General features: G+C 71.6%; 11 protein-coding genes. 5 read left to right on the top strand and 6 right to left on the bottom strand.

Annotated features, from left to right (window positions below):
* Positions 1-48 precede the first annotated feature (48 nt).
* From ACRAKF_RS30690 to ACRAKF_RS30705, 4 genes are read left to right on the top strand one after another with little or no spacing between them, the layout of a single operon-like run.
* On the top strand, positions 49-1,299 hold the full coding sequence (locus ACRAKF_RS30690) for a cytochrome P450 (protein WP_447040841.1): 1,251 nt from the start codon (positions 49-51) through the stop codon (positions 1,297-1,299).
* Between the two features lie 27 nt (positions 1,300-1,326).
* The gene (locus tag ACRAKF_RS30695; protein WP_447040843.1) at positions 1,327-1,551 is read left to right on the top strand and encodes an MbtH family protein; all 225 of its coding nucleotides are present in this window, start codon (positions 1,327-1,329) and stop codon (positions 1,549-1,551) included.
* Positions 1,552-1,583: 32 nt separating this feature from the next.
* Positions 1,584-4,037, top strand: coding sequence for a penicillin acylase family protein (locus ACRAKF_RS30700; protein WP_447040845.1), 2,454 nt, complete (start codon positions 1,584-1,586; stop codon positions 4,035-4,037).
* A gap of 7 nt (positions 4,038-4,044) precedes the next feature.
* Positions 4,045-4,881, top strand: a complete 837-nt coding sequence (locus ACRAKF_RS30705; protein WP_447040846.1) for an alpha/beta fold hydrolase — start codon at positions 4,045-4,047, stop codon at positions 4,879-4,881.
* Positions 4,882-4,959: 78 nt separating this feature from the next.
* Here ACRAKF_RS30705 and ACRAKF_RS30710 read toward each other — a convergent pair whose 3' ends face one another.
* From ACRAKF_RS30710 to ACRAKF_RS30730, 5 genes are all read right to left on the bottom strand, one after another.
* The gene (locus ACRAKF_RS30710; protein ID WP_447040848.1) at positions 4,960-7,074 is read right to left on the bottom strand and encodes an aminotransferase class I/II-fold pyridoxal phosphate-dependent enzyme; all 2,115 of its coding nucleotides are present in this window, start codon (positions 7,072-7,074) and stop codon (positions 4,960-4,962) included.
* A gap of 72 nt (positions 7,075-7,146) precedes the next feature.
* Positions 7,147-9,897, bottom strand: coding sequence for a ferritin-like domain-containing protein (locus ACRAKF_RS30715; protein WP_447040850.1), 2,751 nt, complete (start codon positions 9,895-9,897; stop codon positions 7,147-7,149).
* 13 nt (positions 9,898-9,910) lie between these two features.
* Positions 9,911-11,062 (bottom strand): cytochrome P450, encoded by a 1,152-nt coding sequence (locus ACRAKF_RS30720; RefSeq protein ID WP_447040852.1) that lies wholly within the window; start codon positions 11,060-11,062, stop codon positions 9,911-9,913.
* Positions 11,063-11,402: 340 nt separating this feature from the next.
* A complete protein-coding gene (locus ACRAKF_RS30725; RefSeq protein ID WP_447040854.1) occupies positions 11,403-12,215 on the bottom strand; it encodes an ABC transporter in 813 nt (270 codons plus the stop codon).
* Positions 12,212-13,156: an ABC transporter ATP-binding protein gene (locus ACRAKF_RS30730; RefSeq protein WP_447040856.1), complete on the bottom strand. Its 945-nt coding sequence runs from the start codon at positions 13,154-13,156 to the stop codon at positions 12,212-12,214. Before ACRAKF_RS30730 ends, ACRAKF_RS30725 begins: the two co-directional genes overlap by 4 nt.
* Positions 13,157-13,423: 267 nt before the next feature.
* On the opposite strand from ACRAKF_RS30730, the gene ACRAKF_RS30735 reads away from it, so the two are divergent.
* Positions 13,424-15,457 carry a glycosyl hydrolase family 95 catalytic domain-containing protein gene (locus tag ACRAKF_RS30735; protein WP_447040857.1) on the top strand — a complete coding sequence of 678 codons (2,034 nt, stop codon included), beginning with the start codon at positions 13,424-13,426 and terminating at the stop codon, positions 15,455-15,457.
* Between the two features lie 124 nt (positions 15,458-15,581).
* Here the strand turns inward: ACRAKF_RS30735 and ACRAKF_RS30740 are convergent, their stop codons facing one another.
* Complete coding sequence (locus ACRAKF_RS30740) at positions 15,582-18,083, bottom strand: ABC transporter permease (RefSeq protein WP_447040858.1); 2,502 nt, start codon at positions 18,081-18,083, stop codon at positions 15,582-15,584.
* Between the last annotated feature and the right edge of the window lies 1 nt (position 18,084).

Here is an 18,084-nt window from a genome sequence, read left to right on the forward strand (position 1 = left end):
GCCGTCGACGCAAGGATCCGACACCAGGACGAAGAGGTAATCCGCGGCATGACGGAACTGATCCAGGCCGTAGACCTGGCCGACCCGCAGACCTTCAACGATCAAGACCTGACGGAATTCTGGCAACGGCTCAGGTCCGAGAGCCCGGTGTACTGGCACCCGCCGCTCGGCAAGAATCCGGGCTTCTGGGTCGTCAGCCGGTACGCCGACATCATGGCGGTCTACCGCGACAACGTGAACTTCACGTCGGAGCGCGGGAATCTCCTGGTCACCCTCCTGGCCGGCGGGGACTCGGCGGCCGGTCAGATGCTCGCCGTCACCGACGGCCACCGGCACCGCGAACTGCGGAAGATCATGTTGAAGGCGTTCTCTCCGCGCGCCCTGGAGCGGATATCCGACCGGGTGCGGACCAATACCAGGAGACTGGTGGCCGAGGCGGTCGAACGGGGCACCTGCGACTTCGCCGAGGACATCGCGAGCCATATCCCCATGGGCACCATCGCGGATCTGCTGGGCGTTCCCGCGGCCGACCGTGAATTCCTCCTCTCCCTGACGAAGTCGGCCCTGAGTTCCGATGCCGCCGACAGCCAGGAGATGGACGCGCTCATGGCGCGCAACGAAATCCTGCTGTACTTCGGCGAGCTCGTCGAAGAGCGGCGCAATGCCCCGGGCGACGACGTCATCAGCGTGCTGGCGGGCGGAGAGATCGACGGCCAGGCGCTCACCGAGGACGAGATGGTCCTCAACTGCTACAGCCTCATCATCGGGGGCGACGAGACGAGCCGCCTCTCGATGATCGACTCGGTGTTCACACTGTCGCACCACCCGCGGCAGTGGCAGCTCCTGCGGGCCGGCGAGGTGAGCCTCGGCACCGCCGTGGAGGAAGTGCTGCGCTGGGCCTCACCCGCCATGCACTTCGGGCGCACCTGCCTCAAGGACACCGAGGTCGGCGGAGTGCGGATCGAGGCGGGAGACATCGTCACCCTGTGGCACTCCTCGGGCAACCGGGACGAGGCCGTCTTCGCGGACCCCGGCACCTTCGCCCTGGACCGCAGCCCCAACAAGCACATCACCTTCGGGTACGGGCCGCACTTCTGCCTCGGCGCCTACCTGGCCCGCGTCGAGCTCTCCGAACTGCTCTCCGCGCTGCGCACCTTCAGCAAGGGCTTCGAGATCGCCGGCCCGACGCAGCGCATCCACTCCAACTTCCTGACCGGATTCAGCGAGCTGCCCGTGCGCTTCGAGCCGGATCCGGCGGGACTCGCCCGCTACGAAGAGACACCTGACGCGGCCGTCTGACCGCGTCACCAGCCGAGGAGGACACAGATGAGCACCAACCCGTTCGAGGACGCCGAAGGCACCTACCTGGTCCTGGTCAACGACGAGGGACAGCACTCCCTCTGGCCGTCATTCGTCGACGTACCCGCGGGGTGGCTGGTCGCCCTGAAGGAGACGGACCGGCAGTCGGCGCTCGACTTCGTCAACGAGAACTGGACCGACATGCGGCCCAAGAGCCTGATCGACGCCATGGAGAAGGCCGACGCCGCCTGAGGCGGACCGACACGAGGAAAGGGGCCTCACGCATGCCGCGCGTGACCCGGCTGCCCGCACGCATCCGCAGGGCGGTGAGCTCGCTGGTGGCCGGGGCCACGTTGGTGGGGCTCACCGCCCTGCCGGCCTCCACCACACCCATCGACGCGGCGGCCGGCCACGACCGCCGGGCCGTGATCCAGTACACCGAGTACGGCGTCCCGCACATCACCGCCGACGACTACCCGGGGCTCGGCCACGGCTACGGCTACGCGTCGGCCAAGGACAACGTCTGCGTCCTCGCCGACGCGTACGTCACGGTCAACGCCGAGCGCTCCCGCCACTTCGGCGCCGACGCCCCCGCCAACCCGGGCGTGGGCGCGGCGGCCGACAGCCTCACCAGCGACCTGTACTTCCAGCGCCTCAAGGACTCCGGCACCGTCGAGCGGCTCATCGCCGAGCCGCCGCCCCTCGGCCCGGAACCGGAGGTCGCCCAGCTCGTGCGGGGCTACGTCCAGGGCTACAACCGGTACCTCGCCGAGGCGCACGAGCGGGGCGGCATCACCGATCCCGCCTGCCGCGGCGAGAAGTGGGTCCGGCCCATCGCCACCATCGACGTGTACCGGCAGATCCACGCGGTCACCACGATGTCCGGGTCCGGCATCTTCATGGACGGCATCACGGGGGCCCGCCCGCCCGCGGAGTCCGGCGCGACCCCCCGGCGGCCCGCCGACGCGGCGGCCGGGCTCGCCGCAGCGGTCCGCGCCGCCCGGGGAGAGGGCGAAATGGGCAGCAACGCCCTCGCCATCGGCGCCGAAGGCACCCGCGCCGGCCGCGGCGTACTCCTCGCCAACCCGCACTTCCCGTGGCAGGGCATGCGCCGCCTGTGGCAGAGCCACCTGACGATTCCCGGCAGACTGGATGTCTCGGGCGCCTCGCTGCTCGGCTTCCCCGCCGTAATGATCGGCCACAACCACGACGTCGCGTGGACCCACACGGTCTCCACCGCGAGCACCTACGGGCTGTACGAGGTGCCGCTCGTCCCCGGGGACCCGACGCGCTACCTCGTCGACGGCGTACCCGAGGCGATGAAGAGCCACCGCGTCCGCGTCCGGGTCCGCGAGAAGGACGGGACGATCCGCACGGTCGAGCGGACGCTGTGGGACAGCCGCTACGGGCCCGTGCTCGGCGCGGGCCCCGGCGGCTTCCCGCTGCCCTGGAGCAAGGACACCGCCTTCACGCTGCGGGACGCCAACAAGACCAACCTGCGGGCCATGAACAACTGGCTCGCCCTCGGCCGCACCCGTGACACGGGTGACGTACGGCGTGCGCAAGCCCGCACCCAGGGCCTGCCGTGGATCAACACCCTGGCGGTGGACCGCAGGGGAAAGTCGTACTACTCCGACATCCAGGTCGTGCCGCACGTCACCGACGACCTGGCGAAGCGATGCTCCACCCCGCTGGGCGAGCAACTGCTGGGCACCAGCGGCGTACCCGTCCTGGACGGCGGCCGCGGCGCCTGCGCCTGGGGGAGCGACCCGGACGCGGTGGAGCCCGGCCTGCTCGGCCCCGGACGGCTCCCGCGACTGGAGCGCGACGACTACGTCACCAACTCCAACAACAGCCCCTGGCTGACCAACCCCGAGGCCCCGCTGACCGGTTACCCCCGCGTCGTCGGGGACACCGGCACCCCGCGCTCACTGCGCACCCAGGAAGGCATCCTCTCCGTACAGCGACGGCTGGCCGGCACGGACGGGCTGCCGGGCAGGGGATTCTCGCGCACCACGATGGAGCGGATGCTCTTCCGGGACCACAGCAGAGCCGCCGAACTGGCCGCCGCCGACACCGCGAGGATGTGCCGGTCCTTCCCCGGCGGAGCGGCACCGTCCTCCCACGGCCCCGTCGACGTGTCGAGCGCCTGCCGGGCGTTGGCCGACTGGGACGGCCGCTACGACAGCCGCAGCCGTGGCTCGCTGCTCTTCGCCCGTTTCGTCGCGAAGGCCGCCACGGTGAAGGACGGCCCGTGGAAGGTGCCCTTCGAGCCGTCCGACCCCCTGCGCACACCGCACACCCTGGCAGTGGACAGGCCCGAGGTGCGGCGGGCGTTCGGTGACGCGGCCGCGGAGCTCCGTACCGCGGACATCCCCCTGGACGCCCCGCTCGGCGACCACCAGTACGTGGTGCGCGACGGCGAACGCATCCCCCTCCACGGCGGCCCGCACGAGACCGGAGTGCTCAACGTGATCACACCCCGGACGGCCCCCGGGGCCGGCACCCCCGACGTGGCGACCGGGTCCAGCTTCCTCCAGGTGACGGAGTTCCCGGCGAAGGGCGCCCCCCGCACCTCGTCGCTGCTCACCTACGGGCAGTCCGCCGACCCCACGTCCCCGCACCACGCGGACCAGACACGGCTCTACGCCGAGGGAACCTGGGTCCGCGAGCGCTTCACCCAGCGGGAGATCCAGGCCTCGCCCCGACTGCGGACCATCACCCTGACCGGGAGGTAGGAGAACCATGCCCCTTGTCACCGTCAACGGCATCCGTCTCCACTACCAGGACAGCGGCTCCGGCGAACCGGTCGTCATGATCATGGGTTCGGGAAGCGGGGGCAGCGCCTGGCACCTGCACCAGGTACCGGCGCTGACGGCGGCCGGCTACCGGGTGATCACCTTCGACAACCGCGGCATCCCGCCCACCGACCTGTGCGCCGAGGGCTTCACCGTCCACGACATGGTGGCGGACGTCGTCGCGCTGACCGCCCGGCTCGGTCTCGGCCGGATCAGGCTGGTCGGCACCTCCATGGGCGCCTACGTGGCCCAGGAACTCGCCCTGGCCCGGCCCGACCTGGTGTGCCAGGCCGTACTGATGGCGAGCCGGGCCCGCAGCGACACACTGCGCGCGGCCCTGGCCGGGGCCGAGAAGGAACTGCACGCGTCGGGGGTGCCGCTGCCCACGCGCTACCGGGCGGTGATCCAGGCGATGCAGAGCCTCTCCCCCCGGACGCTCGACGACGAGCAGGCCGTGGCCGACTGGCTGGACGTGCTGGAGATGTCGCCCCAGGACCCGGTGGGCCAGGGCGCCCAGCTCGCCCTGGAGCCGATGCCCGACCGCCGCGACGCGTACGCCGGTATCCGCGTCCCCTGTCACGTCATCGCCTTCGCCGACGATCTGATCACCCCGCCGCGGGCCGGCGAGGAGCTGGCGGCCCTGATCCCCGGCGCCGGCATCGACGTCATCCCCGACGCCGGGCACTACGGCTATCTGGAGAACCCCGAGCCGGTCAACAAGAGCATCCTGGAGTTCTTCCGCTCCGACGCCCCGGCCGGTGCCCCGGCCCGCGCCACGGACTGACGCCGCCGAGCACGAAGGAGGGGCGGTCGCCGACGGCGACCGCCCCTCCTTCGTGCTCGGCGCGTCTCCGCGCCCGGCTCACTCGGCGGTCAGCAACCACAGCCAGGTCGAGGGAGCACCCAGCGGCTCACGCCGCTCGACCCGCAGTCCCGCCCCCGCGAAGGCGTTCTCGTAGGTCGTCCGGTTCATGATGGGCGTGTCCATGAACGCGTGCACCAGCTCGAAGCCCGCCGAGAAGACCGGCAGCGGCCCCTGGCGCTCCTCCCAGTCCTGGGCCACGGTGTCGCCGATCAGGAACCGCCTGGCGTCCGGGAAGACCCGGCGCAGCGTCCGCATGACCCCGACCGGGTCTCCCGTCGCGTCGAACAGGTCGTGCATCATCAGGAAGCTGGAGACCAGGTCGACGCCGGGGAACGTCCGCTCGGAGAAGGACAGGACGTCGCCGTGCACGATCTCGATGCGGTCCGAGAGCCCCGCTTCGGCGACCCGCCCGAGCGCCTGCGCGCAGGCGGCCCCGTTGATCTCGATCCCGGTGCCGCGCCGGGCCGCGTCACCGCCGCACAGCCGCAGCAGCCGGGTGGCGTCCCCGCAGCCGAGGTCGGCCACCGCGCCGAAGTCGACCGTGGCCAGCACCTCCTTCTCCAGCGGCAGCATCAGCTCGCGTCCCACCTCGCCCGAGCCCACGGCGACCATCGCGCCGTCGCGGTCGATGTCCCCCTCGAAGACCGAGGTGCCGAGGGCGAGACCGGACAGTCCGCGCAGGACGTCGTGGTAGCCGCCGACACCCCAGGTGAAGAAGCCCCTCAGCCGGACGAGGTCGCGGCCGGACGCCGTCAGGGAGACCGTGTGGGCGTCCCCTTGCCGCAGCTCGACGTAGCCCAGCAGGGCCGCCACCCGCAGCATCGCCGTGAGGCCCGTGGCATCCGTGCCCGTCGCGGCGACGAGCGAGTCGAGCGTGCACGTGGGCTGCGCCGAAAGACGCTCCCACACACCCAGCCTGGTCAGCGCGAACACCACGTTGGCGCCGACGTAACCGTTGAAGAGGTCCTCGGGTGTGACGGCGTCCCCGGTCGGCACGGAGATCACGTCCCGTGCGCCGCCCAGGCCGTGGCCGCGTGCGGCGTGCGAGCTCGGAGCGGCGAGCAGCTTGCCGACCGCCTCGCAGAACCGGTCGGTGTCCTCGGACGTCCCCACGGTGACCCGCACCTGGCCCGGACGCCCGAAGAACGTCAGGTCACGTACCAGGATGCCGTGCTCGTCGGCGAGCCGCGCGGTGAAACGGGCGCTGTCTCCCGGCGTCTTGACCATCACGAAGTTGGTGACCGAGGGCACGTACGCCACACCGAGGCGCTCCAGGCCCCGGCACAGCCGCTCCCGCTCGTCGGCGGTGCGCCCGCGGACCTCCTCGATGTGGTCCGGGCTGTCGAGGGCGGCCACGGCCGCCTGCTGCGCCAGCCTGTTCACGTTGAACGGCAGCGCCCGGCGCACTTCCTGGATGCCGGCCACGAGGTCCGCGGGGCCGACCGCGTAGCCGGCGCGCAGGGCGGCGAGCCCCCACGCCTTGGAGAAGGTCCGCAGCACGAGCAGCCGTCGGCCCGCGCGCACCGCGTCCAGGGCGTGCTCGAAACCGGGCCCGGCGAACTCCATGTACGCCTCGTCGAAGACCGGCACGGCTCCTGCGCTCTCCGCGGCCGTGATGATCTCCTCGACGGCGGCCGGGGCGAGCGCGGTGCCCGTGGGGTTGTGCGGGTTGCAGACGAAGACCAGGCAGGCGCCTTCGAGTGCCCCCACGAGACCCGCGGCCGGTACGTGGTCGTCGATCAGCGGGACCTTGCGAACCGTCGCGCCGGCCACGGCCGCCGACGCGGCGTACCCGGGGAACGTCGACTCCGTGACGACGACGGTCCGGCCGGGGCCCGCCGACGCGAGCGTGACGAGCAGCACGAGCTCGTCGGCACCGTTGCCCACGGCCACCATGTCCGAGGGGACACCTATGTGTTCGGCCAGCCGCTCCCGCAGCACGGTCGCCCCGCTGTCCGGGTAGGTGGCGCACCGGCCTTCGAGTTCCTTGGTGACGGAGGCGATGACCCCGGGCGGCGGGCCGTACGGGTTCTCGTTGCAGTGCAGTCTCAGCATCCCGTCGCCCCTCTCGTGCTCGTGGTGGAGGGCGTGGAGTGTCGAAGGGCTGCTCACGGTGTCTCCTTTGACGGGGAAGTGCCTGTGTGTGGCGTGCGCGCGCCCGGCTCCTGGTTCCGCCGGGCGCGTCTACTGGCCGAGGCTGACGCCGGGCGACTGGAAGGCGGGCCCGAGGACGGTCTTCGCGCCCTCCGCCGAGGGGATGGCCAGCAGCTTCTTGGCCTCGATCTGCACCTGGAACATCAGCCCCACGGCGTCGTCCAGTTCTTTCGGGTGGCCGTTGAACACTCGGTTCAGGCTCTTGAGGAGGTTGGTGTAGGACACGTCGCAGCGCAGTGACTCGCGCCGGCCGAGGGAGTCCGCGGGCAGCCGGTAGGTGTCGGGGTCGTCGACCATCGGGTGGACCCCGTCGGGGTCGAAGGGGATCGCGGGACCGGAGTAGGTCCACTTGCCCTTGCTGTCGAGCGCGAGCTGCCGCCCCTCGACGATCTCCGAGAACATGTAGTAGTGGCCCAGCTCGCCGGGGTCGCCCAGGCCGTCGCCGTCCAGGTCGTGCGGGGAACCCTCGCCCTGCTCCACGATCTGATGGATGGCCAGCAGGGCGGAGCGGCTGTCGGTGACCTTGTAGAGCGTGCCCGGCGCGTCGGGCCAGCCGACCTGCCGGTCAGGGTCCCCGCTGAACAGCTTGCCGTCGTCGTCCAGGCGGATGATGGCGCGGGCGATGTGGTTGTAGAGCCATGCGATGGTCTGCGGCTCGTACTCCGCCTTCGAGAACCATTTCCTGAGCTTCTCGACGGCGTCGTCGTCCACGTGCCGCACCTCGCCGTCACGGGTGACGCGCACGCTCTTGGGGGAGATGACGTGGCCCTTGAACGGCTTGCCGTCCACGGTCGGGTGCTGCGGCTGCTCGATCGTCATGAAGACGTCGCGTACGTGCTCGATCGACAGCTTGCGGAGCCTGACTTCGAGGTCGGGCAGGACGCCCGCGGGCAGCGCGCCCGGATAGACCGGCACGAACCCCGGGCGGCCGATCCGGGGCTGCCCGCCGACGGCGTTCAGGAGGTTGCACACCTGGGCCATGTGCTGCATCTCCTCCAGCACGACGGCCCGTATGAGCTGGGCGATCTTCACGTTGTGGCCGGGTTTGACGGACATCAGCGCGGCCAGGTAGGGCGGCATGGTCGCCAGTTCGACGAGCATCGCCTGCTGGAGTACGTCCCTGAGTTCGTCGGCGGTGGTGATGTCGAGCAGCGGTGGCAGGGGCCCGCTGTCCAGCCAGCTCACGATCATGTCTCGCTTTCCTGGGGAGAGGTCCCGGGTGACCGGCATGTGGGTGGGGGAGTCGGGCGACGCGAGCAGGGTCCGCCGGACGTAGGTGCGGTGCCGCAGGACGTGGTTGTAGTTGCCCAGGTCCATGACGTCCCGCATCACCGGGTAGAGGTTGGCGTACTGCTGGAAGAGCGGCCGTACGTCACGCAGCCACGTCGGGCGTCGGGGGGCCCGGTAGGGGTCGAAGACGCGGATGGAGAGCTTGCCGTCCGGCTCGCCCCGGCGGCGCAGCGGCCCGTAGGACACCTCGGCCAGCGCGCCGTCGATCTTCTTGCGGGGGTTGCCGGGGTCGGTGCCCGTGAGCGTCACCACGGCGCGGCCCTTGGCGTCGGTGACGGCCTCGTCGGGGACGGACAGCGGCTTGGCGCCCTTGCCCGCGTCGAGGAACAGCCGCATCGCCTTGGCCGGACGGCCGAAGCGTGTCGCGTGGAGCGTCGTGGAGGCCGTCCTGTCCGGGCTGTCGGGGTGCAGCCGGAAGACGAAGCCGTCGGCGTGGACCCATGAGGCGTCGGCGTTCTCCGCCAGGAGGACGACGGGCGGGTCCGCCGTGCTGACCACGGCGATGCGGCGCCGGGAGATCAGCGCGAGCTGTTGCCGGGTCAGTCCCGCGGTGGCGATCCCCGCGTCGCGTTCGTAGAAGCCGGAGTCGATGCCTTCGAGGGGGGCGAGCGTCTCGGGTTCGCCGGCTTCGTCGAGGACCGCGAGGGCGAGCGGGCCGACGTCCTTGAGCGGGCCGCCGCGCTTGGTGGCCGGAATGCTGTTCCCGAGGTCGACGAAGACGGTGGACGACTGCTCGTCGACCCGGCACGGCGCGTGGAAGAGCGGGCTCTTGTCGTCGGTCTTGCGCAGCCTGCGGCCGGCGACGAAGCGCCGGGGCTCGCCCGAGAAGAAGGGGCCGATGGAGCCGACGATCCGCCCGAGGGTGATGTTGTCGGGCCATTTCTCGACGCCGTCCTCGACGGCGTCCATGGTGACCTTGATCGAGAGCATGCCGTCCTGGGTCAGCGCCCGCAAGGCGCGCAGGAAGGGGGACGTGAGCTCCGACGCCCATTCCAGGTCGGTCAGGACGGAGTGGTACGCCCCGGAGATGTCGGGGCGGCCGGAGGGGAGGGTGGCGCGCGGCCACATGTCCTCGACGGCGGAGGGGAGATAGGCGCCCCGCAGCAGCTCTCGGCCGTCCTTGTCCAGGAGACGGGGGCGCCAGCCGTAGATCTCCGGCACCATCTGGTTGTGCGGGTCGAGGTCGACCATCTTGCCGTTGGTCCGCAGGTCGTCGTCGACCAGCCGGCCGCCCACGACGGGGTCCTTGCGGCCGGCGGTGAGCCGGCGGCCGTCCTTGAGGCAGACGCTGGTCACGGAGACGTCGGCCAGCCGCAGCGTGCCGGGGCCGCGCGGATTCCACAGGCCGTTGACGTCGGGCAGGTCCATCCGCCACTGGTAGCGCGGCTCGAAGAGGTCGTTGTCGAAGTACTGCGGCACGTTGTTGGCCGTGGCCACGTCCGTCTGGATGGTGCCGGCGAAGTTCAGCCTGGGGAACCCGAGGTAGGACACGCTGTCGGTCCCCCTAGCGGCTCGTGGAGGAGGCCCAGCGGATCTCGACCGGGAGTGTGGCCGGTGCGAGGTTCACCCGCGGCGCGGGGTAGGACAGCGGAGCGTCCCGGGAGACCGTGACGCTCGAACAGCGGTCCATGAGCAGGGACATCGCGGTCTCGGCCACGACGCGGGCCAGCGGAGCGCCCAGGCAGAAGTGCATGCCGTGCCCGAAACCCAGATGACGGTTGGGCGTGCGGCGGATGTCGAAGCGGTCCGGGTGCGCGAACTGGGTCTCGTCCCAGTTGGCCGACGCCGTCCAGACGATGACGGGAGCACCGGCGGACACCGCGTGCCCGCCGATGAGGCAGTCCTCGGTCGCCAGGCGCAGGGCGCGCGGCAGCGGCCCGCGGTAGCGGAAGACCTCCTCGATGGCCGAGGGGATCAGGCCGCGGTCGGCCCGTATCGCGGCCGCGGCCGCCGGGTTCTCGTCCAGGCACACGACGAGGTTCGCCAGCAGCATCGTCGTGGTGTTGTGCCCGGCGAGCAGCATGACGGCGGCCAGGCTCACGACGTCCTGCGCGGTGAGCCGCTCGCCGTCCACCTCGGCCGTGGCCAACCGGCTGAGCAGATCGGTGCCGGGCTGCTCGCGGCGTCTGCCGACCAGCTCGTGCAGGTACTGCTCCAACTGCTCCAGCTCGCCGCCGAGTTCGCCGCCGCCGTCGGCGGCCTGCCCGGTCGGGTCGATCAGTGAGGCCGCCCAGCTCTGGAAGGCGCGCCGGTCGTCGTGCGGCACCCCGAGGAGTTCGCACAGCACGATCATCGGCAGGGGATAGGCGAACCGGTCGAGCAGGTCGAACCGCTCCAGGCCGTCGAGTTCGTCCAGGATGCCGGTGGCCGTCTCGGCGACCCTGGGCGCGAGGCGGTTCACCAGGCGCCGCGAGAACGCCTGGCTGACCAGACCGCGGAACGAGCGGTGGGTGGCCGGGTCCATCGTGAAGAAGCTGGCCGACGTCAGCCGCTCGATGACCGGCGGTACGTACGTGTCGATCCCCGCGGCCCGGCTCGCCGCGCGCATGTCGGCCGAGAAGGACGGGTCGGACAGGACCCGCTGCGCCTCGTCGTAACCGAATACCTGCCAGGCGCGGAAGGACTCGTCATATCCGACAGGAGCGGTGTGCCTCATGCGCGTCAGCCATGAATTCAATGCCGCCACCTCCTCGTCCGGAGGCCGGGCCGCATTGTCGGTGATTTCTGGCCCAGAAGGCAGCATGATACTCCAGCGGAGGAATGTGACGGCTGACGGGCTACTGGAGACTAACTCAGCTCCGTTGCCCTGTCAGGGTCGTTCGTTCCGCTGCCGGGTGAAGCGGGCAGGCATTTCCGGTGGGAAAAGGGCCCCTGCCAGTTTCTTTTGTTCCCTGCTTAATCAGCGTTCTTGTGGGACGGGAAGTCCCGGGCCCCGCGGGGGATGTGAGGGCCCGGGACGATCAGGGGAGGCGCCGCCCGCTACGGGGGCGGACGCGTCAGGCGTCGCGGGAGCGCAGCACCCAGTAGCCGGCCGCGTTGGCGACCACGGCCCAGAAGACGAGCAGCGCGACCGCCGCGGGGGCGCCGTACGTGTCGTTCTCGGAGACGCCCATCAACGCCATGCCTGCCGGGCCCGGAAGGTAGTCGGCGGCCTTCGCGAGGAACTCCACCGAGACGGACTGGAGCGTCATGGGGAGCACCAGCAGCACCAGGAACCCGACGGTGAGGGTGCCCGCGACACTGCGCATCGCCGCGCCGATGCCGGTGATGATCACGCCGACCGTGCCGAGGTAGCCGCCGACGGCCAGCGCCTGGCGGGCGACGTCGCCCGCGCTCACCGGGTCCGCGACATCGCCGAGCGACGCCAGGGCCGTGCCGAGCGCCACGGGCGTGAGCACCAGACCGGTCACGAACAACACCGGGAACAGCACGAGGCTCTTGGCCAGCAGCATGCGGTGACGCACCGGCACCCACTGGAGGGTGGAGCGGATGCTGCCGGTCGCGTACTCGGACGCGATGACCATGGTCGCCATGGCCAGCACCGCGAACTGGCCCATGAAGATGACGCCGGTGCCGATGTTGTCCAGCGGCGCGGTCGGCAGCCCGCCGGCCGACGCCGACTCGTCGGAGGACCGGGCGGAGACGCCGGAGATGACGGTGTAGGCCATGAGCAGTGCCGCCGTCGCGACCAGAGACACCCAGGTGGAACGTACGGACCACAGCTTGGTCCACTCGGCCGCCGTGGCCCCCGGCAGTCCGCCGCGGCCGTGGGTCGCTGCCGCCGGAGCGGTCGTCGTCTTGTCGTTCATGCGTCCGGACCGTCCGTTCGGTTCGCCATCCGGGAAGTGCCGTACTCCAGGCTCCCGGAGGTCAGTTCCATGTACGCCTCTTCCAGCGAGGGCTCCTGCATGCGCAGTTCGTGCAGCCTGACCGCGGCCTCGTGCGCGAGGTCGCCCACCCGCTCAGGGGTGGCACCGCGCACGACCAGCACGTCCTCGTCCGAGCGGTCGGCCGTGAAACCGGCCGCCTCGATGCTCAGCGCCAGCTCCTCACGGCCCCGCGGGTCCGGGACCCGCACGCGCACCGTGCCCAGCGCGCTGCGTTCGATCAGCTCCATGATCGGCATGTCGGCGATCAGCTTGCCCTTGCCGATGACGACGACCTGGTCCGCGGTCTGCTGCATCTCGCTCATCAGGTGGCTGGAGAGGAAGACCGTACGGCCCTCGTCGGCCAGCGAGCGGGCGATCCCACGGACCCAGCGCACCCCGTCGGGGTCGAGGCCGTTCACGGGCTCGTCGAAGATCAGCACCCCCGGGTCGCCGAGCAGCGCTCCCGCGATGCCCAGGCGCTGCCCCATGCCGAGCGAGAACAGCCCGACGCGCCGTCCCGCGACCGTTGTCAGGCCGACCACTTCGAGCACCTCTTCGACGCGCCGCCCCGGGATGCCGTTGCTGCGGGCCATGGACAGCAGGTGGCTCCTCGCGGTCCGCCCTGGGTGCAGCGCCTTGGCGTCGAGGAGAGCCCCGACCTCCCGCAAGGGGTAGCGCAACTCCTCGTAGGCCTTGCCGTTGACCAGTGCCTTTCCGGCGGTGGGCCGGTCCAGGCCGAGAATCATGCGCATCGTCGTGGACTTCCCCGCACCGTTGGGACCGAGGAAGCCGGTCACACGGCCGGACTTGATCTCAAGGCTCAGATCGTCCACGGCGGTGACCGTGCCGTAGCGCTTCGTAAGCCCGCTGAGGCTAATCATGCATGCTCCCTGTTGGTGCGCCGGTGGCTCCACCGTACGTATCGGGGCAGCCCGGCACATCTGACGATGGAAATCGACCGCATACCACTTTCGTAGGGGGGGCCGCAGCTTCCGGCCGCCTCCCGCGGCCCCTGGTGGAGCGTCTTTCATCGCTCACTTAATGGCGGTGACTGTCGCTTGCCCCAGTTGTAGGGTCATTTTTCGTTGCGGTAAAGGGTGGGCGCCTGGACGGTATTGAATTATTGACTGAGGCCGGAGGCCCCGACAATGAACGCCGGATTCGGCAGACGGACCTTCATCCGCACGACAGCGGGCACCGGCCTGGCCGCCGCGTCCGGCACCGCCTGGGCGGCGGAAAAGCCGGGCGTCGCCGTGCCCGAGGACCCGGAGAAATCCACGGACCCGTACGAACGCGCCGTGCGGGACGCCCGCATGGAATGGGCACGCATACCGGAAAGCCCTTCCGGCGCACCGTACTTGGGCAACGGACGAATGGCGGCACAACTCGTCACGGCGCCCGGCGGCCGTGCCGTGCGCCTCCTCATCGGCCAACCCGGCACCCGTCCCGCGGACCCGCTCCCCGGCCGACTGGACCTCGTCCCGCTCGGCACCCCCACCGGGCTCTCCTGCGCACTGGACCTGTGGCACGCCGAGCTGACCGGACGGCTCACCACGACCAGGGGCAGTGTGGCCTTCAGCGCGCTGGTGGACAGGAACGGCCCGGCACTCCTCCTGCGCGCGACCGCGGAAGGAGGAGAGCGGGTCTCCTTCACCGCTCCGCCCCCCGACGGCCGGACGCGACCGCTGACCTGGGTCCACCAGGGCGACGGCGCACACAAGCTGCTCGCCGCCACGTCCGGGACGGGGAGCGGGACGGACGAGGCCGCGCTGCGCACGCTCCTCACGGCCGACCCGGACGCCGTGATCGCGCGGCATCGCGCGTGGTGGCGTGACCACTACCGGCACGCCTACGTGTCCCTGCCGGACCGCACCCTCCAGCGGTTCCACTGGATCCAGATGTACACCCTGGCAGCCGTCGTCGACGCCGCCCCCGAGCGCGTCGGCCAGGCCCCCGCGCTGCTCGGCCCGTCCGGCCACCTCGGCATCGGCCCGGTCGCCACCGCGCTGGAGCGGGGGCCGCACCACAGCCACCGCCATCTGACCAGCGCCCTGCCCGGAGTCGGCTCGAAGGCCGGACGTACGGAACACCCGGTGCGCGCGTCGGGCGCGCTCGCCCTGTGGGAGGCGTACCGCTACACCCAGGACCGGCGCCTTCTCCAGGACCTGCTGCGGCCCGCGCTGCGCCGGGCGGTGGACTACTACGCCGGCTTCCTCTACGAGGGCGTGGACGGCCTGTTGCACCTGCCCGTCACCCACTCGCCGGGCCAGGCCGACGTGACCGACTGCACCTACGACCTCGCGCTCGTGCGGTGGGCGGTGACGACGCTGATCGACACCGTCCGCAGGCTCGGTGACGACGAGCCCCGTATGGCGGACTGGCAGGACATCGCCGCGCGGCTCACCCCGTACCACCGCGACGACACCGGCGTCATGGTCGGAGCGGGCGTCCGGGCGAGCCGCTCCCACCCGGTGCCCTCGCATCTCCTGTGGCTGCTGCCCCTGCGCGAGAGGGCGGGAGACGACCAGGGGCGCCGCGACGCGCGGCGCAGCTTCGAGCACTGGGCGAGCAGCCGGGACGCCTGGCACGGCGGATCGTACGCCGTGGCCGCGGCCCTGGCGGCGGCCCTGGGCGATGCACGCCGGGCGCTGGAGATGCTGCACCACCTCACGGGGACGGGGGGCGCGGCCGAGGGCGCGCTGTCCCCCAACTCCCTCTACGCCCACGTCTCCTCACCCTTCGCCGCGGCCCCCTTCGACGCGGGGCAGGCCCTCCTGGAACTCCTCGTCGGAGCCGGACACGGCCCGGTCGACGTGTTCCCGGCCGTGCCCGACGACTGGCCGGACGTCCGGATCGCGGGGCTGCGCGCGCCGGGCGGCTTCGTCGTCGACGCGGCGCGCGAGGACGGCCGCACGCGGTGGGTGCGGGTGCGCAGCGAGGCCGGCCGGCCGCTGACCCTGCGGCACGGCATCGAGGGAGACGTCGAGGCGTGGGTGAGCCCGCCCGGCGACGACGGCCCGGGCCGCCGGGCCGAGATACGGCGCACCGGCCCGCGCACGGCTCTGTTCCGGCCCGTCGAGGGCGGGACGCTGACCGTCGTACGCCGCGGCACGGCCCCGGACTTCGACGCGTACGACGTGCCCACCGCGGGCGGCGCCCGCCGCTGGGGCGTACCCGGCTGACGGGTGGAGGCGCCGGAGAGTTGACGGGCGGAGGCGCCGGAGACATGACGGAGCGGGGCCGGTGGATGTTGTCCACCGGCCCCGCCGCCGTCCCTCCGCTGTGCCGAGCCCCTTCCGTCCCCGGCTATTCGCTGGCGATCGCCGCCAGCATGTTGGTGTTCGCGGCGCGCCGGGCCGGCCACATCGCCGCCAGTACGGCGGCGACGCCGATCCCGACCAGCGCGATGCCGATCGTGGCGTACGGCATCGAGAAGTCCCACAGCCGCTGCCCGAACATGGCGTGCTGCATCACGGCACCCGCCGGAACCCCCACGACCACTCCGAGGAGCGCGCCGAACAGGGAGATCGCGATGGACTCCGACCTGATCATCCGGCGCACGAGCAGCCGTTTGGCGCCCACCGCCCGGATCACCCCGATCTCACGGGTGCGTTCCATGACGGACAGCACCAGCGTGTTGATGACGCCGAACACCGCGATGGCGATGGCCACGCCGAACATGGCGTACATCAGCGTGAAGGCGAACTGCTGCTGGTCCACGCCCTGTTCGACCAGGCCCTCGCGGTCGGTGACGGACACGTCGGGGCGGTCGCGGAACGCCGCCTTGATGCTCGCGCGCGCCTTGTCCGGGTCGGCCCCCGACGCGTACAGGAGGGTGATCTGGTTGCGCAGCGACGGCGGTGCCTCCGCCGCGTTCAGGAAGATGCTCGCCTGGAGCTCGGTGGCGTCGTAGACGCCCACCACCGGCTGGGTGACCGACGTCTGGGAGTCCAGCTCCAGGGTGAGCTTGTCGCCCATGCCGAGCTTCAGCATGTCGGCCTGGTTCTTCGAGATGACCACGCCCCGCGTCAGATCGGCGCTGCCCTCCGTGATGTCGGGCGTCAGCACCGTCTTCAGCGCCGCGGGCTCGATCGCGGAGATCCGCCGTTCCGTCTTGCCGCCCGGGTAGGACAGGCCGACCAGCACGTCGCGGCTGGCGGCGACGTGGTCGACGCCCGGCAGCCCGCGGACCCGCTCCGCCTCCGCCGGGGTGAGGGTCGACTCGCCCCCGGCCGCCGACTGGAGCACGGTGGTCGTGACCGGCACGTTGCTCCGGGTCGTCGAGGCGATCAGATCGGAGAAGGACGCGCTGAGCGTGGCGAAGGCGCACACCAGGCCCAGGCCGACCGTGATGGCGGTCGCGGTGCCCGCCGTACGCCGCGGGTCACCGGCCGCGCTGCGCAGCCCCAGGCGTACGGCAGGGCCGCTCCGGCCGCCGATGATCCTGGTGGCGGGGCGCAGCACGTTCTCGGCGAGGAAGGGGGCGAGCAGGATCACACCCACGACACCGAGGACGGCACCGACCAGCGCGATGACGCGCAGCATGTTGGACGAGCTCGGGTCGGCCGTGGCGATGACCATCGCCGCGGCGACGACCAGGAAGCCCACGCCCAACAGGTTCCGGCGCCGCTTGGTCTCCCGGGGGACCACGGCGTCGGTGCGCAGCGCGGCCACCGGAGGCACGGAGGCGGCGCGGCGCGCCGAGTTGTACGCGGCCAGCACCGTCACCAGCACGGCGACGCCGAAGCCCAGCAGGATCGCGACCGGCCGGACGGTGAACTCCACGTTGTCGTCGGGACGCATCACGTTGATCATCAACGGGCCGATCGCGACACCCGCCAGGGAGCCGATCGCGCCGCCCACGACACCCAGTACGGCCGCCTCCACGATGATCGCGGTCCGCACCTGCCTCCTTCGCGCGCCAACGGCACGCAGCAGCGCGAACTGCCGGGTGCGCTGGCTGACGAGCATGGTGAAGGTGTTGGCGATGACGAACATCCCGACCATCAGCGCGACCGCGGCGAACGGCAGCATCGTGAGCCTCAGGTCCTGGGCCTCGGTGTCGGACTGGGCGGCCGCGGCATCGGCCAGGGACTTGCCCGTCGCCACCGGGTAGTTGCCGGGCATCGCGTCGCGCGCGGTGTCCGCGAGCGTGGCGGCGGCGGTCCCGGCCGCGGCCGTCAACTCGACGCGGTGGTAGCGGGAACCGAGGAGCTTCGCGGCGGTGGCGTTGTCGTAGGCCACCACGGGAACGGCGTCCGACGCCTCGTCGGAATCCGCCTCCGCCTCCGGGCCCAGGCGGTGGTACGTGAACAGCGCGGTCACCTCGGCGCGGTCCGTGCGGCCCCCGGACAGCAGGATGCGCACGGTGTCACCCACCGAGTACCCGGCGCTCTCGGCGTCGGTCTTGTTGAGCGCGACCTGGCCCTTGCCCCGGGGGGCCTTCCCCGCGTCCACGGTGAAGCGCTCGTCGCTGCTCCAGTTGGTGCCGGCCCGGTCCAGGATCGTGGTCGCCTTGGTCAGCTTGCCGTCGGGCCCGACGACGCCGGCCCGCCCGACGACCACCCCCTGGGCCTCGGAGACCCCCGGCAGCTTCGCGAGCCGGTCGCGCTCCGCCGCGCCGAGCACCGCATCCTTGCCGGGGCTCTGCACCGCGACGCTGACGTCGTCCCGCGTCTCGCGCAGGGTGAGCGTCGCCGCGATGGAGTCGCTCACCACCCAGCTCCCGACCGTCGCGGTGACGCCCAGGGCGATGGCCACGAGCGTCATCACCACACGGCCCTTGTGCGCGAGGAGATCGCGCAGCATG

This window comes from Streptomyces sp. DSM 118878 (genome assembly GCF_052936595.1).